This window comes from Azohydromonas australica DSM 1124 (genome assembly GCF_000430725.1).
GTDB lineage: Bacteria > Pseudomonadota > Gammaproteobacteria > Burkholderiales > Burkholderiaceae_C > Azohydromonas > Azohydromonas australica.
Window position 1 is genome coordinate 395,665 of record NZ_KE387205.1, and the last position, 25,789, is coordinate 421,453.

The window sequence follows — 25,789 nt, forward strand, 5'->3', positions numbered from 1 at the left end:
GCTGCCGGCCACGCGGCGCGCCCCGGCAGCTTCAGCGCCTGCGCCAGGCGTCGCGCGCCTGCACGCCCAGGAAGGCGTGGTCGGTGAAGAAGCCGTCCATGCCCAGGTCCAGGAAGGCTTTCACTTGTCCGGCCAGGTTGCCCAGCGCGGCCGGGTCGCTGCCGTTGTCGAAGTCGTCGGGCAGGAACTGGTTCTCGGCGCGGAAGGTCCAGCCGTGCACCAGCAGGCCCGCGGCATGGGCGTCGCTCACCAGCGTAGTGGGCGTGCCCAGCCGGCCGGCCACCAGCGGGATCATCAGGCCGGTATTGGCGCCGATGCCCTGCGCGTAGCCGGCGATCTCGGCCAGGCCGGCGGGCTTGGCCAGGTCGGCATAGGTGCGCCTGTCGCCCGAGACGGTGAAGTCCCAGGGCTGGCCGCTGCCGTTGAGCAGTTGCACCAGGGGCAGCCGCGTCATGCCCGCGAGCTTGCGCAGGTTGGCCGTCTCGAAGGACTGGATGAACACCGGGTCCTTGCGGCTGTTGAAGCCGAAGCGGTGCAGCGTGCGCACCAGCGGCTCCTCCAGCGCCAGCCCGATGCCCTGGAAGTAGCTCGGGTGCTTGGTCTCCGGATAGACGCCCACGGGCTTCCAGGCCTTGCCGTTGGCGCGCTCGCGGCGGCGCTGGTTGACCTCCACCACCAGGGTCAGGATCTCGGCCAGCGTGGGAATCCGGAACATGCCGTCGAAGCGGGTGTTGGCCACGCGCAGCGCGGGCAGCCGCTCGCGCGCACGCAGCGTGCGCAGCTCGGCCAGCGTGAAGTCCTCGGTGAACCAGCCGGTGAGGGCCGCGCCGTCGATGGTCTTGGTGCGCCGGCGGCTGGCGAACTCGGGCCGGTCGGCCACGTCCGTGGTGGCCTCGCGCACCGAGCCGTCGGCGTTGAGGATGGCGATCGCGTTCTCGTGCCGCGCCACCAGCACGCCGTCCCGGGTGCTCACGAGGTCGGGTTCGATGTAGTCCGCTCCCATCTCGATCGCCATCCAGTAGGCCGCCAGCGTGTGCTCGGGCAGGTAGCCGCTGGCGCCGCGGTGCGCGATGACCAGCGGACGGCTGGGGCTGGACCTGGCCGGCTCGGGCTGGGAGGCCATGGCGGACGTCGCCGGTACGGACAGCATCGGGGCGGCGCCCAGGCCGGCAAGAAGGCTGCGGCGGGAAATCTGCATCGGGTGCTCCTGTGCGTGCATGCGCGCCCCGGAACGGGCGCGGGCGCACTGTGCGCAGCCCTGCGTGACAGCAGCGTGAAGGCGTCCGGCCGGCCCGCACGCCAGCGGCGGTGCTCGGCGCCCGCAGCGGCCCGTCATCGGCATGTCACGCGCGTCGAAGACAAGGGCGGCGCACGCAGCCGCGTGCGCACCAGGAGACCGCACCATGATGACCCCCGACCTGGCCTCCGGCGGCCGTGATGCCGCCTTTGCAATGGCCTACGAGGACGCCTTCGACGAGATCTGGCAGCAGACCTGCCTGGGCCGCCTCTCGGTGGCGGAGGTGAAGGAGCGGCTGCTGGCGCTCCAGGAGCGCTTCAACGGCCCGGCGGCCGCCAGCCTGCGCCATGGCCCGCAACAGCGGGCAGCCGGCTGAGCACGCGTCCCGTCAACACCACAACCGCGGGATAGACGTCAGGGTTTTCCATAGAATCACCCTCAGCAAAACACGGCGCCTGAGGAGTGAAGGTGGAACCCAGCAACGTCACGGTGTACAGCTTCGACGTCGTCGACGCGGACGGCCGCTACTACGTGCCCTTCAAGGCCACGCGCGAGGAGATCGCGGCGCGCTACCGCGGCCGGGTCATCGAGGGCACGGCCGAGGTGGTGCCGCTGTCCGAGCTGGACGGCGAAGGCCACTACCGCCGCTGGGGCGGCGGCTGGACCGAGCAGCATTTCGCGCTCATCAACTGAGCGCGGGGCCCTGGGCTCTCAAGGCGCCCAGGGCGTTCAGGCCGCGCGCGGGCTCAGTAGCTCGCCAGCGCCTTGCCGAACTTGAACAGCCACAGCCGCGCCGGGCGCTCGCGGTCGTCGCCGCGCGCCACGCGGATGCGGTTCTCCGCGCTGCAGCCGGCCGAGCTGCTGGTGACGATGGAGCCCGCGGCGTCCACCGTGCACTTGGTGACGTCGGCATCGGCCACGGCCACGCCGGCGGGCGTGAAGATCTTGGTCTTCAGCCCGAAGTCGTTGTCGTTGACCAGCGCCAGCGTGCTGTCGTCCACCAGCGCCAGGCCCTCGGCCTTCTCGGCCACCCAGCCCACGGCGTTGAGGTCCAGCAGCAGCGTCTTCTTCAGCGGCACGACCTTGCTCCAGTCGGCGCCGTTCACCGCCGCGGCGGCCATGCTGCTGCGCTCCAGGTCGGCGCTGGCCGGGTTGTAGGCGGCGGCGCTGATGTCGGTGGCGGCGGCGATCTCGACCAGCATCAGGCGGTTGAAGACCTTGCCGTCGGTGCCCGCGCCCTGCTCGATGACGATGAACTTGCCGTTGCCCAGCGCAACCATGTCGCCGAGCTTGGCATTGCCGGTGCGGCCATCCTGGTACTGCGCGCCGTCCAGCGGGTAGGCGAACATGCGCGTGGCGGCGCCGGTGGCCGGGTCGAACTCCACCCAGCGCGTGAAGCGCGCGAAGCGCTCCACGGACTCCTTCTTGTTGGTGACGCTGTACTGGGCGGTGCCGTCCGAGAGCGGGCTTTGCAGGAAGCCGTGCAGCTTGCCGGTCGCGCCGTCCAGCGCCAGGCCTTCCATGCCGCGGTTGGCGCGGCGCTTGGCGAAGATGGCGGGCAGCCCGCTGCCGGGCGCGTAGCGGGCCTGGATCACGCCGGTGGCGGCGTCGATGCGGACGATGAAGGGGCCGTACTCGTCCGACACCCACAGCGCGTTGCGCGCCTTGTCGTACACCACCGCCTCGCTGTCGATGCCGTCGGCATCGAACACGGCCTTGGTCTTGTCGTCGAACTTCATCGCGTCCATCACCGGGACCTCGGCCGAGTTGCCCAGCGAGCCCGAAGGAATGGGCAGGCCCGAGGCGTTCTTCGTGGCCGAGGCCTTGATCGGCATGGAAGAGCCGAGCACTGCGCCGGACTTGCCGACCGTGAGGATGCCGATGGAGGGCGCGAAGCTGGGCGAGGGGAAGATCTTGGCGCCCATGGTGCCGCCGCCGCTCACGGGCACGTTGGGGCCGTCGCCGTTGGGTCCGCGGTCGGTCAGTGCGAAGAACTCCAGGTCGCCGTTGGCGTTCTTGCCCTTGAAGGCCAGCGCCGAGCCGTAGGCGGGCAGGAAGCCCTTGGGGAAGTCGGCCTTGATGCCCGCGTCGCTGCCCTCGTAGGGGATGTACAGGCTTTGCGCCGCCTGCACCTGGTAGCGCGTCACGCTCACGCCGACCTCGCCCAGCGCCGTGCCTTGCTTGAAGGATTCGGCCACGGGCGTGCCCCTGGAGGCCAGCGTGTCCTCGAAGTGCTCGCGCGCCAGGCCGCGGCGGTCGTCGTTGGCGGCGCGCGCGGCATAGGCGGTGCCGGCCTGGCCCAGGGCGGCGCCCAGCGCGGCGTTGAAGTCGGCGGCCGGGGCGGAGAAGTCGAGCCTGGTGCCGGCCAGCGCGGTGCGCACGGCCTCGGTGATCCGGATGCCGTTGGACGGGTCGTTGTCCTCGTCGAGCAGCTGCAGCGCCAGCAGGCGGTTGACGACGCGGGTGTCCTGGGCTTCGCCCACGCCGGCGAGCTGCAGCGGCGTGACGACGGCCGCGCAGGCCGTGCTGCCCAGCGCCACGCCGCCGATGCTGAAGCTCACCGTGTCGCCCGGCAGGCAGCTGAACTCGCCCTGGGCGTTGGTGCGGGTGCGCGCCGCGCTGCCGGCGGCGACTTCCAGGCCTTCGACGGCGCTGTCCAGGAACACGCCGGTGGTCGGCGCGGGGTCGTCGCCGCCGCCGCAGCCGGCCAGGACCGCGGCCACGGCCAGCGACAGCAGGGACAGGCGCGGCAGGGCCACGCGGGACGGAGTGGAGCAGGAACGGTTCATCAGGCGTTGTTATGTTCGGGTTTGCGGCGGCGCTCGCGGCGGCCACCGGGCACGGCATCGGGCCTGCGCACAGGCTAGTAACGGACCGTGACGCGCCCGTGACGGGTGCAGGCATCCGAAGTGCTGCCGCCCCGGGCTTTCCCAGCAAGGACCCTCGCCATGATCCGAACCCGCGGCTATGCCGCCGTCTCCGCCACCGCACCGCTGCGCCTGTTCGGCTTCGAGCGCCGCGACCCCGGGCCGCGCGACGTGCAGATCGAAATCCTCTACTGCGGCGTGTGCCACTCCGACCTGCACACCGCGCGCAACGAGTGGCAGAACACGATCTATCCCAGCGTGCCCGGCCACGAGATCGTCGGCCGCGTCACCGCCGTGGGGAGCGAGGTGAAGCTGTTCAAGGTGGGCGAGATCGCGGGCGTGGGTTGCATGGTCGACAGCTGCCGCCACTGCAGCGCCTGCCGCGAGGGGCTGGAGCAGTACTGCGAAACCGGCTTCACCGGCACCTACAACGGCCCGGCCTTCGGCGGCGGCGAGAACACCTACGGCGGCTATGCCGAGAACATCGTGGTGGACGAGGCCTTCGTGCTGCGCGTGAGCCACACCGAGGACGACCTGGCCGCCGTGGCACCCTTGCTGTGCGCGGGCATCACCACCTACTCGCCGCTGCGCCAGTGGGGCGCCGGCCCGGGCAAGAAGGTGGGCATCGTGGGCCTGGGCGGCCTGGGGCACATGGCGGTGAAGATCGCGCACGCGCTGCAGGCGCACGTGGTGCTGTTCACCACCTCGCCGAACAAGATGGAGGACGCGAAGCGGCTGGGCGCCGACGAGGTCGTGGTTTCCAGAAACCCCGAGCAGATGGCCGCGCACGCGGAGAGCTTCGACCTGATCCTGGACACCGTGGCCGCACCGCACGACCTGGATGCGCTGCTGGTGCTGCTCAAGCGCGACGCCACGCTGGTGCTGGTGGGCGCGCCGGCCGAGCCGCACCCGTCGCCGCAGGTCTTCAACCTCGTCTTCCGGCGCCGCCGCCTGGCGGGCTCGCTCATCGGCGGCATCGCCGAGACGCAGGAGATGCTGGACTTCTGCGCCCGCCACGGGCTGGTTTCCGACATCGAGATGATCCGCATGGACCAGATCAACGAGGCCTACGAGCGCATGCTGCGCTCGGACGTGAAGTACCGCTTCGTCATCGACATGGCCTCGCTGCGCGGCATGGGCGAGGCCCAGCCTTGATCGGCCGCGCCGGCACTGGAGCCGGCAGCGCGCCCGGCCGCATCACCCCGCCGCCAGCCTGAAATGTCCTGCCAGCCCCTCCAGCCGCTGCGCCTGCTGGCGCAGCGTGGCGGAGGTGGCGGCGGACTGCTGCACCAGCGCGGCGTTCTGCTGCGTGGCCGACTCCACGTCGGAGACGGCACCGCTGAGCTCGCGGATGCGGCTGCTCTGGCCGGCCGCCGCGCCCAGCAGCTCTTCCATGGCGCCGGCCATGCGCTCCACCGCGGCGTTGACGCGGGCCATGCGCGCGCCGGCCTCCTGCGCGGCCTGGCTGCCCCGGTCCACCACCTGCACCGACTCGCCGGCCAGCTTGGCGATCTCCGCCGAGGCCGAGGCCACGTGCTCGGCCAGCGTGCCCACCTCCTGCGCCACCACCGCGAAGCCGCGGCCCTGCTGGCCCGCGCGCGCCGCCTCCACCGCCGCGTTGAGCGCCAGCAGCCGCGTCTGCTGCGCGATGCGCTCGATCAGGCCCGTGATCTCGCTGATGCGCGCCGCGCTGCGGTCCAGCTGCGTCATGGCACCGCTCACCGCGGCCACCGCCTCGTTGCCGTCGCGCGCGGCGCCGGTGGCCGAGTGCGCCAGCTGCGCCATGGCGCGGGCGGTCTGCTCGGTGTCGCCCACGCTGCGCGCCAGCTCGGTCATGGCCGAGGCCGTCTGCACCAGGTCGGCGGCGGTGCGCTCGGTGCGCGCGGACAGGTCGCCGTTGCCCGCGGCGATCTGCGCGCTGGCCTCGGCCACGGCGTGGCTGGAGTGCTGCATGTCGTGCAGCAGCTCGCGCAGCCGCGCCTGCATCGCGCCCATGGCCTGCAGCAGCTGCGCGAACTCGCGCAGGCCGCCGGCGCCGACCTCGCCGGCCAAGTCGCCGCGGGCGATGCGCTGCGCCACCGCCACGGCATGCGCCAGCGGCGCGGTGGCGGCGCGCACGCCCCACCAGGCCAGCCAGGCGAAGACCACCGCGGCCACGGCGGCGATGGCCAGCATGGCTTCCTGCCAGTGGTTCGAGCGCGCCTGCGTCTCGGCACGGCGCTCCTCGCCGCGGCGCGCCACCTCCGCCGACAGCCGTCCCACCAGCGCGTCGATGCTCGACGCCTGCTGGCGCGCACCGGCCAGCACCTGGTAGCCCTCGGTGGCGGTGACGATGCGGCCGGTGATGCAGTCCTGCAGCACCGGGGCGGCGGCCTTCTCGTAGTCGGCCAGCAGCGCCTCCAGCTGCCGGGCATCGGCGCCGCCGGACTGGCGCAGGGGCTGCAGGCTCGCGCGCGCGGCCTGCAGCGAGTCCTGCCAGCGCGCCTGGCTGGCCTTGGCGGCCTGCAGGTCGTCGATGTTGATCAGCGTCTCCTTCTCCTGGCGCATCACGTCGCCCAGGTGCAGCCGCAGGCTGGCCACGCCCGACTGCGCCGCGAATTCCGTATCGGCAAATGAAGCGAACTCGGCGTTGATGTCGCGCAGCGCCAGCGCCGCAGCGGCCACGACGACGAGCAGCGTGAGGATGGAAGCGACGGCTCCGGCGGCCAGCTTGGCTCGCAGGGAAGCACGGGGTCCAAAGATCATGGTCAAGCTCAAAAGTTGCACAGCAGATCACTGCAGGCTGGTTGCACCTGCATCGAAGCCGCGATTCAGCCACGTGACAAGCCGTATCTCCGTGACAACCCTGGGTGGCGTGCGACTTCGCCGCGGTGTCATCACCGTGTCACACGGCGCGCGCCAAGCTGCCGGCCTGGCTTGTCCCGGGAATGTCCGGGTCCGGTGCTTGCCTGCAGTCGAACCATGTCTTCCACCCGCCACGTGATGCTGATCCGGCATGCCGAGGAGCCCGACCAGGCGCCCGGCATCCTGGGCGTGGACGAGCAGGGACGGCCTGACGCGGAGTCCCTGTCGGTGCGGGGCTGGCAGCGTGCCGGCGCGCTGGCGCGGCTGTTCGCGCCCTGTGGCGGCCCGCCGCCGCAGCCGCTGGCGCGGCCCGCGTCGATCCTGGCCGCCACCGACGCCGGCAAGAGCCACCGCCCGCTGTGCACCGTGTTGCCGCTGGCGCGGCTGCTGGGGCTGCAGGTCGACACGCGCTTCGGCTCCGAGGGCGAAATTGCGCCGCTGCTGGACGCCGTGCGCGCCAGCCCCGGCCCGGTGCTGTTGTGCTGGCGCCACCAGGCCCTGGGCGGCATCGCTCAGGCGCTGTGCGGCGGCGCCCCGCGCACCTGGGACGCCGCGCGCTACGACCTGGTGTGGGTGTTCGAGCGCCAGGGCGAGGGCTGGCGCTTCACCGAGCTGCCGCAGCGGCTGCTGCACGGCGATGGTTGAGAAAGGAATTGGCTTCCATGCACGAACTCGAGCTCAAGCTGCAGATTCCCCCCGAGAGCCGCGCCGCGCTGGAGAAGGCGCTGGACGCCGCGCGCTGGACGCGCACCCGGCTGGAGGCGCACTACTTCGACACGGCCGGTGGGCAGCTCGCCGCGCACGGCTTTTCCTGGCGCCTGCGCCGCGAGGACGAGCGCTGGGTCCAGACGCTCAAGGGTGCCGGCGGCCACCTGCTGCAGCGCCTGGAGCACGAGGTGGAGGTGGCGCCGGAGGAGGGCCGCGCCGTGCCGCGCCCGGACATCGCCCGCCACCGAGACAGCCCCGCCGGCCGCGCGCTGGCCCAGGCGCTGGGCGGCTCGCTGGACGACCTTTCCACGCTGGTGGTGGAGCAGTTCCACAGCCGCATCGAGCGCCGCACGTGCGAGATGCGCCAGGGCGACACGCGGGTCGAGGTCGCGCTGGACCACGGCAGCCTGCACGCGCAGGGGCGCGACGTCCCGGTGTGCGAGCTGGAGGTGGAGCTCAAGGACGGCCCGGCCGAGGGCCTGTTCGCGCTGGCGCGGCCGTGGGTGGGGGCGCACGGCTTGTGGCTGTCCACCGCCGCCAAGGCCCAGCGCGGCGCGCTGCTGGCCGCCGGGCGCGAGCATGCCCCGGCGGTGAAGGCGGGGGTGCCGGAACTGGCGTGGTCGATGTCGGCACCGGCGCTGCTGCGCGCGGTGGTGGCGAGCTGCCTGGACCAGATCCTGCCCAACGCCGGCGAGGTCGCCGCCGGCAGCACCGAGGCCGAGCACGTGCACCAGGCGCGCGTGGGCCTGCGCCGGCTGCGTACTGCGCTGCGCGAGCTCGGTGGCTTCGGCACGGTGCTGGACGAGGAGGGCCAGGCCGTGCTGGCCACCGCCTTCTCGCACCTGGGCGAGACGCGCGACCAGCAGGAGGTGAGCCGCACCGTGCTGGCGCGGCTGGCCGAGGCGGGCGCGCCTTCGGGGTTGCGCTGGCCCGCGCCCGAGGGCCAGCCGCACTCGCCGGCGCAGGCCGTGCGCGATGCGGCGTTCCAGACCGTGCTGCTGGACCTGCTGGCCTTCACGCTGGCCGAGGACGCGCCGCCGCAGCCCGGCTGCAAGCGCGACGGCGGCTGCCGCAAGGCGCTGCGCGGGCGGCTGGCGAAGCTGCACAGGCAGGTGGTGCGCGACGGCGAGCGCTTCACCGAGCTGCCGGTGGAGCAGCAGCACCGCGTGCGCAAGCGCCTCAAGCGCCTGCGCTACCTGAGCGAGTTCGTCACGCCGCTGTACGGCACGCACGCGGTGGAGCGCTACGTGGACTCGCTGCGCCCGGCACAGGACGCGCTGGGGGAACACAACGACGAGGCCGTGGGGCTGGAAGCCTTCCGCCGCGCCGCTGCGGCGCAGGGCGAAGCGTGGTTCGCCGTGGGCTGGCTGGAGGCGCGGCAGCAGGAGAGCGCGCGCGACTGCCGCCGTGCCCTGCGCAAGGTGGCCGAGGCGCCGCGCTTCTGGAAGAAAAAGGGCAAGTCCTGAGCAATGCAACCGGCTTGAGGCGGCTCAAAGTCCGGCCAGCAACTGTCAAGCCCGGGAGCCGGGCGAGACTCGCGCCTTACACCAATAAATCACGAGGCCAGCCATGTCCCACATCCACATCGAACGCGCCCACAGCCTGGGCCTGCCCGCAGCGCGCCGCCTGGCCCGGCGCTGGGCCGAGAAAGCCACGAGCGACCACGGGATGAGCTGCCGCGTCGACCAGGGCGCCAGCGCCGACCGGGTGCACTTCAACCGCTCCGGCGTCACCGGCACGCTGGACGTGACGGGCGACCGCTTCTGCATCGAAGTGCGGCTGGGCATGCTCATGAGCGTGTTCGCCAGCACCATCGAGGCCAAGCTGCGGCAGAAGCTGGAGCAGCAGATCGAGAAGGCGCAGGCGGGGCAGGGGGTGAGGGTTTGAAGTAGGGCTGTCCGAGGCGAAGGGCGGCCGTTCTTATCCCGCCAGCCAAGGCACCACGCACCCTGGTTCGTCATTCCCGCGCAGGCGGGAATCCAGGCAGCCCTCAAGCCCGCCGCAAGCCGATCGGGCGGAACGCCGAGGAAGGGCTCTTGGTTCGCAGCACCCAGGCTTCGCGCTGACGTGGGGCCGCCTGGATTCCCGCCTGCGCGGGAATGACGAAGCAGTGGAGCGGCCACCCGTACTTCGTCCTGCAGCAATGCTTCGACCTTCCTTGAACAGCACTGCGCCTGCGCGGGAGTGACGAAGCGGGGTGCGAAGCCACTCGGCTCAGGAGATGCCGCAGCCTGGATATTTCCCTAGCCAGCAGTGCACACAGGCGGGAGTGACGAAGTGGGGAACGAACCGCATCAGCTCACGGCTGAACTTGCCCGACACCCGCCTCCCTCACCTCGCCAGCGACGACCCCCCGCACACCTGGATCTCCTGCCCCGTGATCGCCGCCGCCGGCTCCGACAGCAGGAAGGCCACCAGCGCCGCCACCTCGTCCGGCCGGATCAGGCGGCCGATCGGGGGCAGCTTGGGCGTGCTCCCGGCGCGCCCCGGGTCGCTGAGCATCGGCGTGTCGGTGGCGGCCGGCGACACGACGTTGACCGTCACGCCCCGTGCCGCCACCTCCGCCGCCCAGCTGCGCGCCAGCGCCACCAGCGCCGCCTTGCTCGCGGCGTACTGGCTGCGCCCCGGCATGCCGCCGGCCACGCGGCTGCCGATGAGCACCAGGCGCCCGCGCCCAAGGGCCGCCATGCGCGGCAGCAGCGCGTCGGCCAGCCGCGTCGCGGCGTCCACGTGCAGCCGCCACATCAGCTCGCCGTCGGCCGCATCCAGCGCGCCCAGCGGCGCGGGGCGCAGCACCCCAGCGGCATGAACCACGGCGTCGGGCGGCTCCAGCCCGGCCAGCGCCTGCGCCAGCGCCGCGCCGTCGCCCAGGTCCACGCGCAAGGTGCGCAGCGCCGGGTGCTCCAGGGCGGCCGGGCCGCGGTGCAGGCCCGTCACGCGCCAGCCCTCGGCCAGCAGCCGCTCGGCAATGGCCTGGCCGATGCCGGAGCTGCTGCCCGTCACCAGCGCGTGCCGTGCCGCGCCGCCGTCACTCGGCACGAATCTTCCCTTCGGCAATGATCTTGGCCGCGCGCGCCATGTCGTCGCGCTGGAAGCTCGCGAAGTCCGCGATCGAGCCCGGCGTCACCAGCACGCCCTGCTGCAGCAGCTTGTCGCGCATCTCGCCGTTGAGCGCCTTGTTGACCTCGGTGTTGAGCTTCTGGGCCACGTCGGCCGGCAGCTTGGCCGGCGCCCACAGCCCGTACCAGCTGTAGAACTCGTAGCCCGGCAGCGTCTCGCCCACGGTCTGCACGTTGGGCAGGCTGGGCACGCGCTCCTTCGAGGTCACGGCGATGACCTTGAGTTGCCCGGCCTTGGCGAACGAGGACGAGCCCAGGATCGGGTCGATGAAGCCGTCGATCTGCCCGCCCACCAGGTCCTGGTAGGCCGGGGCCGAGCCCTTGTAGGGGACGATCAGGTACTCGATGCCGCTGGCGCGGCGCAGCAGCTCGGTGGAGAGGTGGCCGGCGGAAGCGGTCGAGCCGATGGCGAAGCTCAGCTTGCCGGGGTTGGCCTTGGCATAGGACACCAGGCTCTTGACGTCCGTGATCGGCAGGTTCTTGTTGATGGCCACCGCCAGCGGCGCCTTGGCCACCAGCGCCACCGGCGCGAAGTCCTTGACCACGTCGTAGGGCGCGCTCTTGAGCGTCATGGGCGTGGTGACCATGGTCGAGGCGCTGAACAGCAGCGTGTGGCCGTCGGCCGGCGCGTTCTTCACCGCCACCGCGCCGATGGTGCCGGCGCCGCCGGGACGGTTGTCCACGATGACGGTCTGGCCCATCTGCTCGCCGAGCTTCTGGGCCAGCGCGCGCGCCACCGTGTCCAGCGTGCCGCCGGGCGGGAAGGGCACGACCATGGTGATCGGCTTGCTCGGATAGCCGCCTTGCGCCATCGCGGCCACCGAAGCGGCCAGCAGGGAAGCGGCCGCGGCCGCGCGAAGAACGTGACGTCGTTGCATGGTTGTCTCCTGTGTCGTTCAGGACAGGGCTCCGCCGCGCCGCCCTGAAAAGGCGGCGCTGGAGCGTTTTTCTTGCGGGTGGGAAAAGTGGAAGGCTGGGCGCCCGGCCCTCAGCGCTGCACGAAGCGCGCCGCGACCGCGTCGGCGCCCGCGATCAGCAGGTGCAGGTCGGTGCCCACGCCCACCATCGTGGCGCCGGCCTCGAAGTAGTGGTCGGCCTTGCCGTCGGCGGCCAGCACGCCGGCAGCCTTGCCCGCGGCGTTGGCGGTGCGGAAGGCCTGCGCGATGGCGGCCTGCACCTCCGGGTGGTTGGACTGGCCGCGGAAGCCCAGGCTCGCCGCCAAGTCCGAGGGGCCGATGAAGACGGCGTCCACGCCCGGCACGCGGCAGATGGCGTCCAGCTCGTCCAGCGCCTCGCGCGACTCGATCTGCACGACCACGCCGATCTCGTCATTGGCGCGCGCCATGTAGTCCTTGTAGCGGGTGTAGTTGCCCGCGCGGGTGCTGCCAGCCACGCCGCGCAGGCCTTCGGGCGCGAAGCGCGTGAAGGCCACGGCCTCGCGCGCCTCGGCCGCGGAGCGCACGTTGGGGACCATGATGTTCGGTGCGCCGGCATCGAGCACGCGCTTGATCCAGCCCATGTCCAGGATCGGCACGCGCACGATCGGCGCCACGTCGCGCCCGCGCACCGCCAGCAGCTGCTGGCCCACCTGGTGCAGGTCCGTGGGGCTGTGCTCCATGTCGAACAACAGCCAGTCGAAGCCCGAGTCCGCCAGCACCTCGGCGATGGGCTGGTGCGCGAAGGTCACCCACAGGCCCACCTGGCGGCGGTTCTCCTGCAGGGCCAGCTTGAAGGTGTTGCGGGGCAGGGAGTTGTTCATGCTTGTCTCCTTCGTTGTCGTGATCACAGCAGCGCGGCGTAGAGGGCGCGCATGTCGTCGCGGCTCATGGGCCGCGGGTTGTTGTCCAGCAGCCGCGTGACCTTGGCCGCGCCCTCCACCAGGCCGTCCAGGTGCGTCTCGTCGATGCCCCAGCCGCCCAGGTGCGCCGGCACGCCCAGGTCGGCGTTCAGGCGCTTGAGCTCCTCGACGAAGGCCGTGCCGGCTTCGGCGTCGCTCAGTCCTTCGGTGTCCAGTCCCATGGCGCGCGCCATGGCGGCGAAGCGCTGCTCGTTGCCGACCAGGTTGAAGGCCATCACCGAGGGCAGCAGGATGGCGTTGGACAGCCCGTGCGGCATGCGGTACTTGCCGCCCAGCGGATAGGCCAGCGCGTGCACGGCGGTGGTGCTGGAGGTGGCGATGCACACGCCGCCCCAGTACGCGCCCATGAGCATGTCCTCGCGCGCGGCCACGTCGCGGCCGTCGCTCACGGCGCGGCGGATGCTGCGCGCGATCAGCCGGATCGCCTCCAGCGCGTACAGGTCGCTGAAGGGCGTGCCCTTCTTCGAGCAGTAGCACTCGATGGCGTGCGTGAGCGCGTCCATGCCGGTGGAGGCGGTGACGGCCGGCGGCAGCGTGAGCGTGAGCTGCGGGTCCAGGATCACCGCGTCGGGCATCAGCCGCGCGCTGACGATGCCCACCTTCAGCTCGTCCTCCGGCACCAGGATGATCGAATTGGGCGTGGCCTCCGAGCCGGTGCCGGCGGTGGTCGGCACCATGACGGTGGGCAGGCCGCGCTGCGGGATCTCGGCCTTCTTGGTCAGCAGCTCGCGCAGGTCCAGCTCATGGGCCAGCAGCACGGCGACGATCTTGGCAACGTCCATCGCGCTGCCGCCGCCGATGCCCACCACCAGGTCCGGCCCGCCGGCGGCGTGGGCGCGCTCCATGATGGCTTCCACGTCGCGCACGTCGGGCTCGGGCGGCGTGCTGTCGATCAGCGTGACGCGCAGGCCCGCCGCTTCCAGCGCGGCGCAGGGGCCCTGCACCAGGCCGGCGGCGGCGACGCCCTTGTCGCTCACGACCAGCACGTGGCGGGCGCCGAAGAAGCCCTGGGCCAGCTCGGTGAGCTGCCCGATGCTGCCGGCGCCGCCGATGACACGGCCCGGGTTCAGGATGGCGTAGGTCGATGCGCTCATGTTCGGGCGCTCCTTCATGCGGCGGTCTGGGTGATCCACTCCGGCATCAGCCGCACGTGGCGGATGTGCTGCCGGAACACGGTGTAGGCCAGGTGCAGTGCACCGTCGGCGCCCTGGCGGAGGGAGGGGTACGAGTACTCGCGGTTCAGCCGCTGCTCGGAGTTGTTGCTCATGCAGTAGCCGTCGCCCACCTCCAGGTTGCGCTGCCAGGGCCAGGTGAGGCCGTCGTCCTCGGACAGCGCCAGCGCCAGCGGCGCCCGCGGCGCGCCCCAGAAGGCGCGGCGCGCGGGAGCAGCGGCCGGGGCAGTGGCGGCAGCCACCGGCTTGGCGGCGCCCGAGTCCGCCTCGTCCAGCTCGTCGTACAGCGACTCGCGCCGGCCGGTGGCGTCCGCGGCGCTGCTGGCGTTGAAGATCATCGCCAGCCGGCCGTCGGCCAGGCGCAGGGCCTGGATGGAGGAGTTGTTGTTGGGCAGCACGGTGGGCACCGGCTTGCTCCAGGTGAGCCCGCCGTCGTCGCTGCGGCTGCGGTAGATGCTGTCCGCCCAGCGGCTGCGGAAGAAGGCGAGCAGGCCGCCGTCGCGCGCCGGCACGATGTTCATGTGCACACAGCCCAGGCTCTCGGGCACTTCCACGCGCTGCCAGGACGCGCCCTGGTCGGTGGAGCGCAGCACGGCGCTGTCGTCCAGGCTGCCGTCCCAGGCCTGGCCCGGGATGGAGCGGCAGTTGAAGATGGGCAGCAGCCAGCTGCCGTCGGCCTGCACCTGGATCGGCTGGCGCACGAAGGTGCCGGCCGGGATGTCCTTCAGCGTCTCGGTCGGGCCCCAGCTGCGGCCGTTGTCGCGCGAGACGCGGCGGCGCACCACCGAGGTGTCCTGGTGCCCGGCCGTCTGCGCCGTGTGCAGCAGCCACAGCGTGCCGTCGGGCGCGGGGAACAGGATGGGGTTCTGCTCCGAGCGGTCCGGGTCGGCGGAGAGCTGCACCGGCGCGCTCCACTGCGTGGCGCCGGGCTCCAGCCGCGACATGAAGACGGAGATGTCGGACTTGCCTTCCATCGTGCCGCCGAACCAGACGCAGCCCAGCGCGCCGCCGGGCAGCACCATGAGGTTGGCGGCGTGGTTCTGGACGCAGGGCGAGGGCAGGTCGGCCACTTCGCGCGCCGGGTCCTCGGCGTGGGCTTGCAGCAGGCCGCTCAGCATGACTGCGCTCCTTCCGTGGCCGCCTGGGCCGCCGCGACGGCCTTGCGGCCGGCGATGAGCTGGATGGCGTATTCCGCCGCCTCGACCACGCTGTTGGCGTTGGCCACGCCCTTGCCGGCGATGTCGAAGGCCGTGCCGTGGTCCACCGAAGTGCGCAGGATGGGCAGGCCCAGCGTGATGTTCACGCCGCTGATGGCCTGCCACGCGCCGGTGGCCGGGTCCACCTGGAAGCCCAGCAGCTTCAGCGGGATGTGGCCCTGGTCGTGGAACATCGCCACCACCGCGTCGAACTGCCGGGCGCGCATCTTGATGAACACCGTGTCGCCGGGCACCGGACCGATCAGGCCCAGGCCGCGGTCGGTGTACTCCTTGATGACGGGCGCGATGATCTCGTCGTCTTCCTTGCCCAGGATGCCGCCCTCGCCGCAGTGCGGGTTGAGGCCGGCCACGGCCACGCGCGGATTCGAGATGCCCAGGGCGCTCATCGCGTCCAGCGTGACGTCGAACACCCGGCGCAGCCGCTCGGGCGTGATGCGGCGCGGCACGTCGGCCAGCGCGCAGTGCGTGGTGACGTGCGTGACGCGCATGTCGCCGTGGGCCAGCATCATCACGGCGTCGCGCTGGCCGGTCAGGTGCGCCAGCAACTCGGTGTGGCCTTCGAAGTGGTGGCCCGCCAGGTGCAGCGCTTCCTTGGACAGCGGCCCGGTGACGATGGCGTCCGCCTCGCCGGCCTGCACCATCCGGGCGGCCTTCTCCACGGCCCGGTAGGCCCACTCGCCGCCCGCGGCCGACACCTGCCCGGTGACGAACGGCGCATCGACCGGCCCCACGTCCACCATGCGGTACAGGGCTCCGGCCTCCTCGCCGGCGGCTGGGAGGCCCAGCAGGGCCTCGGCCTGCCGCAGCGCCGCCGCGCTGCCCAGCACGATGAACTCGGCGCGGCCGGCCTGCACCAGGCCCGCCATCTCGCGCACGGCCTTGGCAATGATCTCGGGCCCGATGCCGGCGGGGTCGCCCATCGTGAAAGCCAGTCGGATGGGATTCGTCATGTCGCGGTCCATGGGTGGGTGAAGGGGCTCAGGCGGCGTGGAGGCGGAAACTTCCGCGGCCGGACGTCGGTGCAACTTTGTGATCGTTCATGGCGTGTCTCCAGGGTGGTTGCGCCTTGTGATGGCGTTTTGTGGAAGCCGATGACTGAATTCAATCACAACACACCACAAACAATCAACATCAATCACAAAACACCACTCGCTGTGGCATCATTGACCGCAAGCAACCGGAAGACGCCATGTCCTCGATTCCAGACACCACGGCGCTCGCGGACCCGTCCGCGTCGCCGCTGCTGCCGGCGCAGCGGCGCCAGCGCATCGTCGATTTCCTGCGCGTGCACGGCGCGGTCACGCTGGGGCAGCTCGAACAGGCGCTGGGCGCCTCGCTCTCGACCCTGCGGCGCGACCTCGACACCCTGGCGGCCGAGGGCGTCGTGGACCGCACGCACGGCGGCGCGCTGCTGCGCCAGCAGGCGCCGGAATACGCCACCTTCGAGCCCGAGCCGGAGGCGGCCGCCGAGCTTTCGCCGCGGGAGAAGGCGGCCATCGGGCAGGCCGCGGCCGAGGCGCTGCTGCCGCGCCAGAGCGTGATCTTCGACAGCGGCACCACGGTGCTGGAGGCCGCGCGCGCGGCGGTTCGGCGGCAGATCCCGCTCACGGCCGTGACCAACGACCTCGTGATCGCACAGGTGCTGGGCAAGTCGCCGCAGATCCAGGTGCACATGCTGGGCGGCCTGCTGCGCCCGGGGAGCACGACCATCATTGGCCAGACCCTCGTGGACCAGGCCTCCGCCCTGCGCGCCGACGTGCTGCTGATGGGCGCACATGCGGTGACGGACAACGTGATCTCCGAGACCTCGGCCGAGCTGGCCGCGGTGAAGCGGGCGCTGATGAAGGCGGCCAACAGCACGCGGCTGCTGGTGGACTCGTCGAAATTCCGGCCCCGCGCCTTCATGCAGATCGCCGCGCTGGACGACGTGGGCGAGCTCATCACTGACAGCGGCATCACGCCGGCCGAGGAGGAGCGCCTGCGCGCCCTGGAGCTGAAGCTGACCGTGGTGAGGGTGCTGCCATGACGGCGCTGCGCATCCTGGCCGACGACCTCACCGGCGCGCTGGACTGCGCCGCCGCCTTCGGCGCCGGCGTGCCGGTGCACCTGGGCCGCCCGGCGGCCGGGGAGCCAGCGTCCGGCATCGACATCGTCGCCACCGCCACGCGCGACGTGCCGCTGCAGGCGCTGCCGGCCCTGCTGCAGCCCAGCCTGGCGTGGCTGCGGGACGCCGACATCGCGTTCAAGAAGGTGGACAGCCTGCTGCGCAGCAACACCTTCGACGAGGTGGACCTCGTGGCGCGGCAGGGCGGCTTCGAGGGCATCGTGTTCGCGCCGGCCTTTCCCGCGCAGGGGCGCGTGACGGAGGGCGGGCGGCAGTGGGTGCTGCAGCCCGACGGCGGGCGCACGCCGGTGGCGGGCGGCGTGATCGACGAGGCCCTGCACCGGCGCGGCTGGCGCGTGTTCGCGGACCTGTCGGCGCTGGAAGCGGCGGCGGCCGGCTGGAGCTGGATTCCCGACGTGCGCAGCGACGCCGACATGGACGCGGTGATCGCGCGGCTGATGCAGCGCGGAGCGAAGCGGCTGCTGTGGTGTGGCAGCGCCGGGCTGGCGCATGCGCTGGCGCGCGGCCTCGCGCTGCCCGCGTCCCCGGCCGGCGCCGTGGAAGCGTCCGCCCCCGGCCCCGTGATGCTCGTGAGCGCGAGCCATCACCCGGTGTCGCGGGAGCAGTGGCGCGTGCTGCGGCAGTCGCGCTGGGCCCCTGAATGCCACGACGGCGCCGATCCGGCCGCGCTCGTGCGCGAGGCACCGGGTTATCCGCGCCTGCTCGACCTGTCGCCGCAGGCCCGCATCACGCCGGAGGAAGCCGCCGCGCTGCTCTCACAGCAGGCCGAGCTGATCGCGCGCCACGCGCCGCGTCCGGGCGTGCTGGTGGTGGTGGGCGGCGACACGCTGCTGTCGCTGTGCCGCGCGACGGGCGCGCAGGGGCTGCGCTCAGAGCCCGCGCTGGACCGCCCGGGATGGGGCAGCGCGCGGCTGGTGGGCGGGCGCTGGGATGGCGTGGTGTGCCATACGCGCTCGGGGGCGTTCGGAGGGCCGCAGGACCTGGTGGAGGTGCTGCAGGGGGTGGAAGGGGCGGGTGTGCGGGGAGGGTAGGGTTCGAGTGGCGAGGTTTCTGGATGGGCGGTGCGGCGCAGGTCGGTCCGACGAAACCTCAGCCGGACGCTGAGCCGGCACGCCTCTCACTCCGTCACCCCTGCGCAGGCGCACTGCTGTCCGGGGAAAGCCATGGCCCGGCTGCAGCGAGTAGCGCGTTGCCATGCAAACCGGAGAAAAACGCCACCATCCCGGTGAAAAACCGGTCTCCAAGCTGAGCCTGAACCGATCGGACAGAACGCCTGCAGCCTTGATTCGCTACGGCCAGGCTTGGACGTGAAACGCATGGTGGGGCAAGTCGCAAATTCGCGGCTTGGTGGAGGCAGGTTTATGCCTGTTGCTGCCTTTCCGGGTTGCAGTAGTAAGGATCGCTATACAAGCAAAACCGGTCATATTTTATGACCCGTTTCACGCTTCGTCAGTCGGTTCCGTCTGTCAGTCAGTTACGCAGCAACCAAATTCTCGTGAATACAAAGGTAATTGCCTTCGGTGTCCATGAACCAAGCTGCTTTCTCAGCACCAAGCACGCAGACGTGGTTCACGGTTTTCAGGCTAGGTAAGTCGTAGTCCTCAAAGACCACACCAGCACGTTCCAGTTCCTGGATTTCGGCAGCAATATCAGATACCCGGAAACTGATCGCCGTATGGTCAGCCTTTGTTCCCTCCGTCTTCGGGAACAAAGCCAATGTGCTACCACCCACCAAATAGACAAACTTGCCATCAGGCTGCAAGCCACCGGGCTGCAGGCCCAAGCAACCTTCGTAGAAAGCACGCGCCCTGGCCATGTCCTTGACTGGCAGCATCGTAGTGACGGAGGCATCGGACAACATAGACAGTCCTTTCGCTCAAACCGGCAGTAGCGCGTGGCGGCAAGCCCGCTTGCCTAGCCGAAAGAGAAGCATAGGTCTGTCATCGCTGAGGTGCCAGTGCCAGTGCCAGTGCCAGTGCCGGCATCACGCCTGCATGCGGGCCGACAGCTTCAACTTCAACAAATTCAGCTGGAAAGCGGTTGGATGCGGATAGTTTCTAGCGGTCTGCTTCTGGCCGAGTCCCGCCGCTCAATCAGTCAGCAAATTTGCAACTCGGACCACCAAGTTCCCGCCTCCGTGTACTGCTGCCTGGGGAAAATCAGAAACCGGCCCCCTACCGCGCCCGCCTCACCGCATACACCGCCGCCACTCCCAACCCCAGCGTGAAGGCGGCGATCAGCACCACCACGACCCAGAAGCCGTGCGGCTCCTCGGCCAGCGGGATGCCGCCCACGTTCATGCCCATCAGCCCGGCGATCAGGTTGATGGGCAGCGCCAGCACCGTGACCATGGTCAGCGTGAACAGGCTGCGGTTGTTCTGCTCCGCCACGTGCGTGGCGGCCTCGTCCTGCAGCAGCTTGATGCGCTCCTGCAGCGCCAGCACGTCGCGCAGCACCACCGCGAAGTCCTCGCTGGCATGGCGCAGCAGCTCGCGCTCCTCAGCCGACATCCAGCGCGGCGGCGAGGACAGCACGCGCAGCAGCGCCGTGGGCTCGGGCGCCAGCAGCCGCTGCAGCCGCACCGTCAGCCGCCGCAGCCGCGCCAGCTCGCCGGCGTGGCGCGCGCCGCGATGCGCCAGCAGTTCATCCTCGATGTCGTCCACCCGGTCCGCGGCGCTGCGGTGGATGCGCTGCAGCTCGTCGGCCTGGTCGCCCAGCAGGTGCTCCAGCAGCGCCACCGTCGAGGCGATGGGCTCGCCGCGGTTGACGGCCGCGCGCAGCCGGTCCACCGCGCGCAGCGGCTGGCGCCGCGCGCTCACCACCAGCCGTGGCCCCAGGCTCACCCACAGCGTGGCGACGTCGTTGGGATCGAAGGAGAAGTCGAACGTGACGTCGTTGAGCACGGCCAGCAGCGTCTGGCCGTCGCGCTCGATGCGCGTGGAGCGCGAGCCCAGCGCGTGCAGCGCCTCGAAATAGCTCTCCGGCAGCCCCGCATGCGCCTGCAGCCAAGGCAGCGCCCCGGCATGCGAGAGGTTGAAGTGCAGCCACACGAAGCCGTCCGCCGCGTCGGCGCCGCGCCGCAGCCACTGCAGCGCGTCCTCGGTGCCCAGCGGCTGGCCCGGCTCGCCGGGCAGGAAGCGGTAGCCGCACACCAGGCCGTTGGCGTCGGCGCCGTAGCCGGCCAGGGTCTGGCGGTAGAGGCTTTCGGGCGTGGAGGCGGCCCGGCCGCCGGGCAGGGCCGACGCGGGCAGCGCGGCGCTGCCGCCGTCCTGCGCCACCGGTTCAGCCCTTGAGCGAGAGCGTGAAATGCCCCTGCTGCGCCCACAGCGCGATTTCCTCGCGCAGCAGGTGCAGCGTGCGCGGGTCGGCCGGCACGCCCGCGGGCTCCCAGCGCAGCGCCAGGCGGCTGGCGCCTTGCGCGTCAATGCGCAGTTGCGGGCCGTCGGTGTCGCGCCGCGCGTGACAGCGGATGGCCGCCAGCCGCAGGCACAGCGCCTGGCGCGCGAAGGAGCGCCGCGCCATCGAGGCCTCCACCTTCTTCAGCCCGCCGCGCTGCGCCAGGATCAGCTCGGCGATGCGCCGCTGCTGGCTCTGCGAGAAGCCGGCCGCGTCCACGTGGCCCATCAGGTAGGCGCTGTGGCGGTGGAAGTCGTGGTGCGAAACGCAGCGCCCGATCTCGTGCAGCGCGCAGGCCCAGGCCAGCTCGCGGCGCTCGTCGGCGCCGGCGTCCGGGGCGATGTCGTGGTGCAGCGCCAGCGCGGCGTCGTGCACGCGCCGCGACTGCGTCAGGTCGCAGTGGAACTGCTGCTGCAGCGCGGCCACAGAGGCGTCGCGCAAGTCCGGCACCTCGCCGCCGGCGCTGCGTTGGCGTTCGTACAGGTCCACGATCACCCCTTGGCGCAACGCGCCCTTGGCGGGCGCGATTTCCTTGATGCCGAATTCGCGCATGAGCGCCGCCAGGATCGCCAGCCCGCCGGCGATCACGGGACGGCGGTCGTCGCGCAGGCCGCGCAGCTGCAGCCGGTCGATGTGCCCGGCATCGACGCAGCGCTCGATGCACCAGTTCAGCGCCGAAGGCGTGATGCGCCCGTCGGTGATGCCGTGGTTCACCAGCAGCAGCGACACCGCGCCGGCCGTGCCGGAGGAGCCCAGCGCCTCCTGCCACAGGTGCGGCTCGAAGCTGGTCTCGGCCTCCTCGAACTCGGCCTGCGCCGCCACGCGCGCGGCCTCGAAAGCCTGGGGCGTGAGCTGCCCGTCGGCGAAGTAGCGCAGTGACAGCGACACGCTGCCGACCTGGAACGACTCCGCCTCGCCCGGCACCCGGCCGCAGCCCAGCACCAGCTCGGTGGAGCGCCCGCCGATGTCCACCACCAGCCGCGGCAGGACGGAGGGCTGCAGCTGCGCCACGCCGACGAAGATCAGCCGCGCCTCCTCGCGCCCGGAGATCACCTCCACCGGCGAGCCCAGCACCTCCGAGGCGCGCGCCAGGAACTCGTCGCGGTTGCGCGCCTCGCGCAGCGTCTGCGTCGCCACGGCGCGCAGGCCGCCCAGCTCGAAGCCCGAGAGCCGCTCGCGGAAGCGCCGCAGCGTCTGCAGCCCGCGCTCGGCCGCCTCTTCCTGCAGCAGGCCCTGGGCATCCAGCCCGGCGCCCAGCCGCACCACCTCCTTGACGCTGTCCAGGCGCTGGTAGCGCCCGCCCTTGAGCTGGCCGATCTCCAGTCGAAAGCTGTTGGACCCCATGTCGATGGCGGCCAGGGGGAGGGAAGTCGCGGCGTCGTTCATGGGCGTGACGGGCAGGGGAGGAGTCTCAGGCGCGGGGCAGGCCGCATGCCATGCGGCCGGCCTCAGGAATGTTTGTACTTCTTGTCTTCCACGGCAGGGAAGCACCGCCAAGCCTAAGGCATGCGCGTGACGCCTCCATGACATGCACGGCCGTCACCCGCTGGGAGCGCGGCTGAGACGGCCCACGCGCCACGGCAGCGCGAAGCACGGCGCCGCTGTCACGGTTGTGACACATGCCGCAACTAGGCTGCCGCCATTCGCTTTTCACCCAGGAGCCGTGATGAAAAACCTTGCCTTCACCCTGCCGCTGCTGTCCGCAGCCCTGTTCGCCGCTACCACCGGCCACGCTGCCGCCCAGGACGTCACCGGTGCGGGCGCTACCTTCCCGGCGCCGATCTATGCCAAGTGGGCCGAGGCCTACAACAAGGCCACCGGCGTGCGCGTGAACTACCAGTCCGTCGGCTCGGGCGCGGGCATCAAGCAGATCAAGGCCAAGACGGTGGACTTCGGCGCCTCCGACATGCCGCTCAAGGACGAGGAGCTGGCCGCCGAAGGGCTGCTGCAGTTCCCCACCGCTATCGGCGGCGTGGTGCCGGTGGTCAACGTCAAGGGCCTGCAGCCCGGCCAACTGAAGCTCACCGGCCAGGTGCTGGGCGACATCTACCTGGGCAAGATCACCAAGTGGAACGACCCGGCGCTGGCCGCCATCAACCCCGGCGTGAGCCTGCCCGACGAGGCCATCGCCGTGGTGCGCCGCGCCGACGGCTCGGGCACGAGCTTCCTGTTCACCAATTACCTCTCCAAGGTCAACGCCGACTGGAAGGCCAAGGTGGGCGAGGGCACGGCGGTGAACTGGCCCACGGGCGCGGGCGGCAAGGGCAACGAGGGCGTCGCCGCCTTCGTGCAGCGCCTGCCGGGCGCCATCGGCTACGTCGAGTACGCCTACGTCAAGCAAAACAAGATGACGTACGCGCTGCTGAAGAACCAGGCCGGCAACTTCGTGGCGCCGGACGACTTGAACTTCAAGGCCGCCGCCGCCGGTGCCGACTGGAACAAGACCTTCTACCAGGTGCTCACCGAGCAGCCCGGCAAGGACGCCTGGCCCCTGACCGGCGCGACCTACATCCTCATGCACAAGTCGCCCGAGAAGCCGGCCAACGCCGCCGCGGCGCTGAAGTTCTTCGACTGGGCCTACGCCAACGGTGACGCCATGGCCACCGAGTTGGAGTACGTGGCGCTGCCCGCCTCCCTGAAGGCCCTGGTGCGCAAGCAGTGGGCGACCATCAAGAGCGCTGACGGCAAGGCGCTGGCCGCCGCCAACTGACGCGGGCCCGGCTGCCGCCCAGCGGCGGCAGCCGCGTCCTCGCCCGACATCCCCGCGGCTATCGCCGCAGCAGCCCCCAACACCACCGACACCCTGGTTCCGAACGGGACGGCCGCGGCCACGCGGGCCGTTGCCGTCGCACCGTTCCCGGGAGGCCCATGAGCACGCCCTTGACCACGACGGGAAGCATGCACGACCTTGGCACCCGCGCGCGCACCGCGCCGAAGTCCTCGCCGCCGTCACAGCCCCGCTTCTCCCCCTGGCCCGACCGCCTCTTCTCCGCCGCCGCGCACGCCGCCGCGGCGCTGGTACTGACGCTGCTGGTGGGCATCATCGTTTCGCTGCTGCTGGGCGCCCGGCCGGCCATCGAGGCCTACGGCCTGGGCTTCCTCTGGAACAGCGAGTGGGACCCGGTCCAGGAGCGCTTCGGCGGCCTGGTGATGATCTGGGGAACGCTGGCCAGCTCGGCCATCGCGCTGCTCATCGCCGTGCCCGTGAGCTTCGGCATCGCGGTGTTCCTCACCGAGCTGGCGCCGGGCTGGCTCAAGCGCCCGCTGGGCACCGCGGTCGAGCTGCTGGCGGCCGTGCCTTCCATCGTCTACGGCATGTGGGGCCTGCTGGTGTTCGGCCCGCTGCTCGCGCGCTACGTGCAGCAGCCGCTGCAGGCGGTCTTCGGCGACGTGCCGGGGCTGGGCCAGCTGTTCCAGGGCCCGCCCGTCGGGCTGGGGCTGCTGTCGGCCGGGATCATCCTGGCCATCATGATCATTCCCTTCATCGCCTCGGTGATGCGCGACGTGTTCGAGGTCACGCCGCCGATGCTCAAGGAGTCCGCCTACGGCCTGGGCTCCACGACCTGGGAAGTCGTCTCCAAGGTGGTGCTGCCCTACACCCGCACCGGCGTGGTGGGCGGGATCATGCTCGGCCTGGGCCGCGCCATCGGCGAGACCATGGCCGTCACCTTCGTCATCGGCAACATGAACCAGCTCGGCTCGCTGTCGCTGTTCGAGCCGGCCAACAGCATCACCTCGGCGCTGGCCAACGAGTTCGCCGAGGCGGGCGAGGGCCTGCACCAGGCCTCGCTGATCTACCTGGGCCTGGTGCTGTTCTTCATCACCTTCGTGGTGCTGGTGCTGTCGCGGCTGCTGCTGGTGCGCCTGCAGAAAAATGAAGGAGCGCGCACGTGAACGCCGCCATCGCTTCGAACCACAACGCCCCGCAGGACCGGCGCCTGGCCCGGCACCGCGCGCGCAAGCGCACCAACGCCATCGCGCTGGCCCTGGCCTTGGCGGCCATGGCCTTCGGCGTGTTCTGGCTGATCTGGATCCTGTGGGAGACGCTGCGCCTGGGCTTGCCCGCACTATCGCTGCAGGTGTTCACCGAGATGACGCCCGCACCGCAGTCCGAGAGCGGCGGCCTGACCAACGCCATCTTCGGCTCGTTCCTGATGGTCGGCCTGGCCACGCTCATCGGCACGCCCATCGGCGTGATGGCCGGCATCTACCTCGCCGAGTACGGGCGCAAGGGCTGGCTGGGCGCCTCGACGCGCTTCATCAACGACATCCTGCTGTCGGCCCCGTCCATCGTCATCGGCCTGTTCATCTACTCGGCCGTGGTGGCGCACACCAAGGGCTTCTCGGGTTGGGCCGGCGTGCTGGCGCTGACACTCATCGTCATTCCCATCGTCGTGCGCACCACCGAGAACATGCTCGCGCTGGTGCCCAACGCGCTGCGCGAGGCCGCCTACGCGCTGGGCACGCCGAAGTGGAAGGTCATCGGCGCCGTCACGCTCAAGGCCGCGCGCTCCGGCGTGGCCACCGGCGTGCTGCTGGCGCTGGCCCGCGTCTCGGGCGAGACCGCGCCGCTGCTCTTCACCGCGCTCTCCAACCAGTTCTGGAACGCCGACCTCTCGCAGCCGCTGGCGAGCCTGCCCGTGACGATCTTCAAGTTCGCCATGAGCCCCTACGAGAACTGGCAGCAGCTGGCCTGGGCCGGCGTCTTCCTCATCACGCTGGGCGTGCTCGCGCTCAACATCGCCGCGCGCGTGCTGCTGCGGCAAAAGCACTGAGACTCATCGACATGAACGCCGTCGTCGCCGAAAAACCCGTGCTCGACTTCGAGCTGCCCACCCACGAGAAGGCCAAGCTCGCCGTGCGCGACCTGCGCTTCTATTACGGCAAGTTCCTCGCGCTCAAGCACATCAACCTCGACATTCCGCAGAACAAGGTCACGGCCTTCATCGGCCCCTCGGGCTGCGGCAAGAGCACGCTGCTGCGCACCTTCAACCGCATGTTCGAGCTCTACCCCGAGCAGCGCGCCGAAGGGCAGATCCTGCTGGACGGCCAGGACATCCTGAAGTCCGGGCTGGACGTGAGCCTCATCCGTGCCAAGGTCGGCATGGTGTTCCAGAAGCCCACGCCGTTCCCGATGTCCATCTACGACAACATCGCCTTCGGCGTGCGCCTCTTTGAGTCGCTGCCGCGCGTGGAGATGGACGAGCGCGTGGAGTGGGCGCTGCGCAAGGCCGCGCTGTGGAACG

At 71.2% G+C, this 25,789-nt stretch carries 24 protein-coding genes; 12 read left to right on the forward strand and 12 right to left on the reverse strand.

Going from position 1 to position 25,789, the window contains the following annotated elements:
* Positions 1–31 precede the first annotated feature (31 nt).
* Positions 32–1,198: a glycerophosphodiester phosphodiesterase gene (locus H537_RS0125735; protein WP_043459985.1), complete on the reverse strand. Its 1,167-nt coding sequence runs from the start codon at positions 1,196–1,198 to the stop codon at positions 32–34.
* 205 nt (positions 1,199–1,403) lie between these two features.
* Between H537_RS0125735 and H537_RS0125740 the strand changes: the two genes are divergently transcribed.
* Both H537_RS0125740 and H537_RS0125745 read left to right on the forward strand, forming a co-directional pair.
* Positions 1,404–1,613, forward strand: coding sequence for a hypothetical protein (locus H537_RS0125740; RefSeq protein WP_029000144.1), 210 nt, complete (start codon positions 1,404–1,406; stop codon positions 1,611–1,613).
* Positions 1,614–1,705: 92 nt separating this feature from the next.
* Entirely contained in the window at positions 1,706–1,930 is a 225-nt protein-coding gene (locus H537_RS0125745) for a hypothetical protein (RefSeq protein WP_156901935.1), read from the forward strand.
* Between the two features lie 53 nt (positions 1,931–1,983).
* On the opposite strand, the gene H537_RS0125750 is transcribed toward H537_RS0125745, so the two are convergent.
* Positions 1,984–4,026 carry an esterase-like activity of phytase family protein gene (locus H537_RS0125750; RefSeq protein WP_051243258.1) on the reverse strand — a complete coding sequence of 681 codons (2,043 nt, stop codon included), beginning with the start codon at positions 4,024–4,026 and terminating at the stop codon, positions 1,984–1,986.
* Positions 4,027–4,185: 159 nt separating this feature from the next.
* Here H537_RS0125750 and H537_RS0125755 point away from each other — a divergent pair, with 159 nt between their 5' ends.
* Positions 4,186–5,259 (forward strand): NAD(P)-dependent alcohol dehydrogenase, encoded by a 1,074-nt coding sequence (locus H537_RS0125755; protein WP_029000147.1) that lies wholly within the window; start codon positions 4,186–4,188, stop codon positions 5,257–5,259.
* A gap of 42 nt (positions 5,260–5,301) precedes the next feature.
* Here the strand turns inward: H537_RS0125755 and H537_RS0125760 are convergent, their stop codons facing one another.
* Positions 5,302–6,849 carry a methyl-accepting chemotaxis protein gene (locus H537_RS0125760; protein WP_029000148.1) on the reverse strand — a complete coding sequence of 516 codons (1,548 nt, stop codon included), beginning with the start codon at positions 6,847–6,849 and terminating at the stop codon, positions 5,302–5,304.
* Positions 6,850–7,065: 216 nt separating this feature from the next.
* On the opposite strand from H537_RS0125760, the gene H537_RS0125765 reads away from it, so the two are divergent.
* The 3 genes from H537_RS0125765 to H537_RS0125775 all read left to right on the forward strand — a co-directional run bounded on the left by H537_RS0125765 (position 7,066) and on the right by H537_RS0125775 (position 9,543).
* A complete protein-coding gene (locus tag H537_RS0125765) occupies positions 7,066–7,593 on the forward strand; it encodes a hypothetical protein (protein ID WP_029000149.1) in 528 nt (175 codons plus the stop codon).
* A 17-nt stretch (positions 7,594–7,610) separates the two neighbouring features.
* Complete coding sequence (locus H537_RS0125770; RefSeq protein WP_043459986.1) at positions 7,611–9,122, forward strand: CYTH and CHAD domain-containing protein; 1,512 nt, start codon at positions 7,611–7,613, stop codon at positions 9,120–9,122.
* Between the two features lie 103 nt (positions 9,123–9,225).
* Positions 9,226–9,543 carry a polyhydroxyalkanoic acid system family protein gene (locus H537_RS0125775; protein WP_029000151.1) on the forward strand — a complete coding sequence of 106 codons (318 nt, stop codon included), beginning with the start codon at positions 9,226–9,228 and terminating at the stop codon, positions 9,541–9,543.
* A gap of 444 nt (positions 9,544–9,987) precedes the next feature.
* Here the strand turns inward: H537_RS0125775 and H537_RS0125780 are convergent, their stop codons facing one another.
* From H537_RS0125780 to pdxA, 6 genes are all read right to left on the reverse strand, one after another.
* Positions 9,988–10,695 (reverse strand): SDR family NAD(P)-dependent oxidoreductase, encoded by a 708-nt coding sequence (locus H537_RS0125780; protein WP_029000152.1) that lies wholly within the window; start codon positions 10,693–10,695, stop codon positions 9,988–9,990.
* Positions 10,685–11,653, reverse strand: coding sequence for a Bug family tripartite tricarboxylate transporter substrate binding protein (locus H537_RS0125785; RefSeq protein WP_029000153.1), 969 nt, complete (start codon positions 11,651–11,653; stop codon positions 10,685–10,687). The genes H537_RS0125780 and H537_RS0125785 overlap by 11 nt, the downstream gene beginning before the upstream one ends.
* Positions 11,654–11,763: 110 nt before the next feature.
* Positions 11,764–12,534 (reverse strand): HpcH/HpaI aldolase family protein, encoded by a 771-nt coding sequence (locus tag H537_RS0125790; RefSeq protein WP_043459988.1) that lies wholly within the window; start codon positions 12,532–12,534, stop codon positions 11,764–11,766.
* Positions 12,535–12,557: 23 nt separating this feature from the next.
* Complete coding sequence (locus H537_RS0125795; protein ID WP_029000155.1) at positions 12,558–13,727, reverse strand: iron-containing alcohol dehydrogenase; 1,170 nt, start codon at positions 13,725–13,727, stop codon at positions 12,558–12,560.
* Positions 13,728–13,741: 14 nt separating this feature from the next.
* The gene (locus H537_RS0125800) at positions 13,742–14,923 is read right to left on the reverse strand and encodes a sialidase family protein (RefSeq protein WP_029000156.1); all 1,182 of its coding nucleotides are present in this window, start codon (positions 14,921–14,923) and stop codon (positions 13,742–13,744) included.
* Positions 14,917–15,972: a 4-hydroxythreonine-4-phosphate dehydrogenase PdxA gene (gene pdxA / locus H537_RS0125805; protein WP_029000157.1), complete on the reverse strand. Its 1,056-nt coding sequence runs from the start codon at positions 15,970–15,972 to the stop codon at positions 14,917–14,919. The genes H537_RS0125800 and pdxA overlap by 7 nt, the downstream gene beginning before the upstream one ends.
* A gap of 239 nt (positions 15,973–16,211) precedes the next feature.
* On the opposite strand from pdxA, the gene H537_RS0125810 reads away from it, so the two are divergent.
* Together H537_RS0125810 and H537_RS0125815 are read left to right on the forward strand one after the other, a co-directional pair.
* The gene (locus tag H537_RS0125810; protein ID WP_051243259.1) at positions 16,212–17,048 is read left to right on the forward strand and encodes a DeoR/GlpR family DNA-binding transcription regulator; all 837 of its coding nucleotides are present in this window, start codon (positions 16,212–16,214) and stop codon (positions 17,046–17,048) included.
* A complete protein-coding gene (locus tag H537_RS0125815; RefSeq protein ID WP_029000159.1) occupies positions 17,045–18,178 on the forward strand; it encodes a four-carbon acid sugar kinase family protein in 1,134 nt (377 codons plus the stop codon). The genes H537_RS0125810 and H537_RS0125815 overlap by 4 nt, the downstream gene beginning before the upstream one ends.
* A 443-nt stretch (positions 18,179–18,621) precedes the next feature.
* Here H537_RS0125815 and H537_RS0125820 read toward each other — a convergent pair whose 3' ends face one another.
* The 3 genes from H537_RS0125820 to H537_RS0125830 all read right to left on the reverse strand — a co-directional run bounded on the left by H537_RS0125820 (position 18,622) and on the right by H537_RS0125830 (position 21,929).
* A complete protein-coding gene (locus tag H537_RS0125820) occupies positions 18,622–19,008 on the reverse strand; it encodes a VOC family protein (RefSeq protein WP_029000160.1) in 387 nt (128 codons plus the stop codon).
* Positions 19,009–19,321: 313 nt separating this feature from the next.
* Positions 19,322–20,332 (reverse strand): transporter, encoded by a 1,011-nt coding sequence (locus tag H537_RS0125825; RefSeq protein WP_029000161.1) that lies wholly within the window; start codon positions 20,330–20,332, stop codon positions 19,322–19,324.
* Positions 20,333–20,429: 97 nt separating this feature from the next.
* Positions 20,430–21,929, reverse strand: a complete 1,500-nt coding sequence (locus H537_RS0125830; RefSeq protein ID WP_029000162.1) for a Ppx/GppA phosphatase family protein — start codon at positions 21,927–21,929, stop codon at positions 20,430–20,432.
* Positions 21,930–22,209: 280 nt separating this feature from the next.
* Between H537_RS0125830 and pstS the strand changes: the two genes are divergently transcribed.
* The 4 genes from pstS to H537_RS0125850 all read left to right on the forward strand — a co-directional run.
* The gene (pstS, locus tag H537_RS0125835; protein WP_043459989.1) at positions 22,210–23,253 is read left to right on the forward strand and encodes a phosphate ABC transporter substrate-binding protein PstS; all 1,044 of its coding nucleotides are present in this window, start codon (positions 22,210–22,212) and stop codon (positions 23,251–23,253) included.
* Between the two features lie 188 nt (positions 23,254–23,441).
* The gene (gene pstC / locus H537_RS0125840) at positions 23,442–24,437 is read left to right on the forward strand and encodes a phosphate ABC transporter permease subunit PstC (RefSeq protein ID WP_029000164.1); all 996 of its coding nucleotides are present in this window, start codon (positions 23,442–23,444) and stop codon (positions 24,435–24,437) included.
* Positions 24,434–25,318, forward strand: a complete 885-nt coding sequence (gene pstA, locus H537_RS0125845; protein ID WP_051243260.1) for a phosphate ABC transporter permease PstA — start codon at positions 24,434–24,436, stop codon at positions 25,316–25,318. The genes pstC and pstA overlap by 4 nt, the downstream gene beginning before the upstream one ends.
* Positions 25,319–25,329: 11 nt before the next feature.
* Positions 25,330–25,789: phosphate ABC transporter ATP-binding protein (locus H537_RS0125850; RefSeq protein WP_156901936.1), on the forward strand; the 460-nt coding region annotated here is incomplete at its 3' end.

Bases quoted from the DNA above. Each gene is read 5' to 3' on its own strand.
- H537_RS0125795 (WP_029000155.1), bottom strand. From the start codon at position 13,727: ATGAGCGCATCGACCTACGCCATCCTGAACCCGGGCCGTGTCATCGGC.
- H537_RS0125810 (WP_051243259.1), top strand. From the start codon at position 16,212: ATGTCCTCGATTCCAGACACCACGGCGCTCGCGGACCCGTCCGCGTCG.
- H537_RS0125770 (WP_043459986.1), top strand. From the start codon at position 7,611: ATGCACGAACTCGAGCTCAAGCTGCAGATTCCCCCCGAGAGCCGCGCC.
- pstS (WP_043459989.1), top strand. From the start codon at position 22,210: ATGAAAAACCTTGCCTTCACCCTGCCGCTGCTGTCCGCAGCCCTGTTC.
- H537_RS0125830 (WP_029000162.1), bottom strand. From the start codon at position 21,929: ATGAACGACGCCGCGACTTCCCTCCCCCTGGCCGCCATCGACATGGGG.
- H537_RS0125775 (WP_029000151.1), top strand. From the start codon at position 9,226: ATGTCCCACATCCACATCGAACGCGCCCACAGCCTGGGCCTGCCCGCA.
- pdxA (WP_029000157.1), bottom strand. From the start codon at position 15,972: ATGACGAATCCCATCCGACTGGCTTTCACGATGGGCGACCCCGCCGGC.
- H537_RS0125785 (WP_029000153.1), bottom strand. From the start codon at position 11,653: ATGCAACGACGTCACGTTCTTCGCGCGGCCGCGGCCGCTTCCCTGCTG.
- H537_RS0125760 (WP_029000148.1), bottom strand. From the start codon at position 6,849: ATGATCTTTGGACCCCGTGCTTCCCTGCGAGCCAAGCTGGCCGCCGGA.
- pstC (WP_029000164.1), top strand. From the start codon at position 23,442: ATGCACGACCTTGGCACCCGCGCGCGCACCGCGCCGAAGTCCTCGCCG.
- H537_RS0125750 (WP_051243258.1), bottom strand. From the start codon at position 4,026: ATGAACCGTTCCTGCTCCACTCCGTCCCGCGTGGCCCTGCCGCGCCTG.
- H537_RS0125820 (WP_029000160.1), bottom strand. From the start codon at position 19,008: ATGTTGTCCGATGCCTCCGTCACTACGATGCTGCCAGTCAAGGACATG.
- H537_RS0125735 (WP_043459985.1), bottom strand. From the start codon at position 1,198: ATGCAGATTTCCCGCCGCAGCCTTCTTGCCGGCCTGGGCGCCGCCCCG.
- H537_RS0125800 (WP_029000156.1), bottom strand. From the start codon at position 14,923: ATGCTGAGCGGCCTGCTGCAAGCCCACGCCGAGGACCCGGCGCGCGAA.
- H537_RS0125755 (WP_029000147.1), top strand. From the start codon at position 4,186: ATGATCCGAACCCGCGGCTATGCCGCCGTCTCCGCCACCGCACCGCTG.
- H537_RS0125740 (WP_029000144.1), top strand. From the start codon at position 1,404: ATGATGACCCCCGACCTGGCCTCCGGCGGCCGTGATGCCGCCTTTGCA.
- H537_RS0125765 (WP_029000149.1), top strand. From the start codon at position 7,066: ATGTCTTCCACCCGCCACGTGATGCTGATCCGGCATGCCGAGGAGCCC.
- H537_RS0125790 (WP_043459988.1), bottom strand. From the start codon at position 12,534: ATGAACAACTCCCTGCCCCGCAACACCTTCAAGCTGGCCCTGCAGGAG.
- H537_RS0125815 (WP_029000159.1), top strand. From the start codon at position 17,045: ATGACGGCGCTGCGCATCCTGGCCGACGACCTCACCGGCGCGCTGGAC.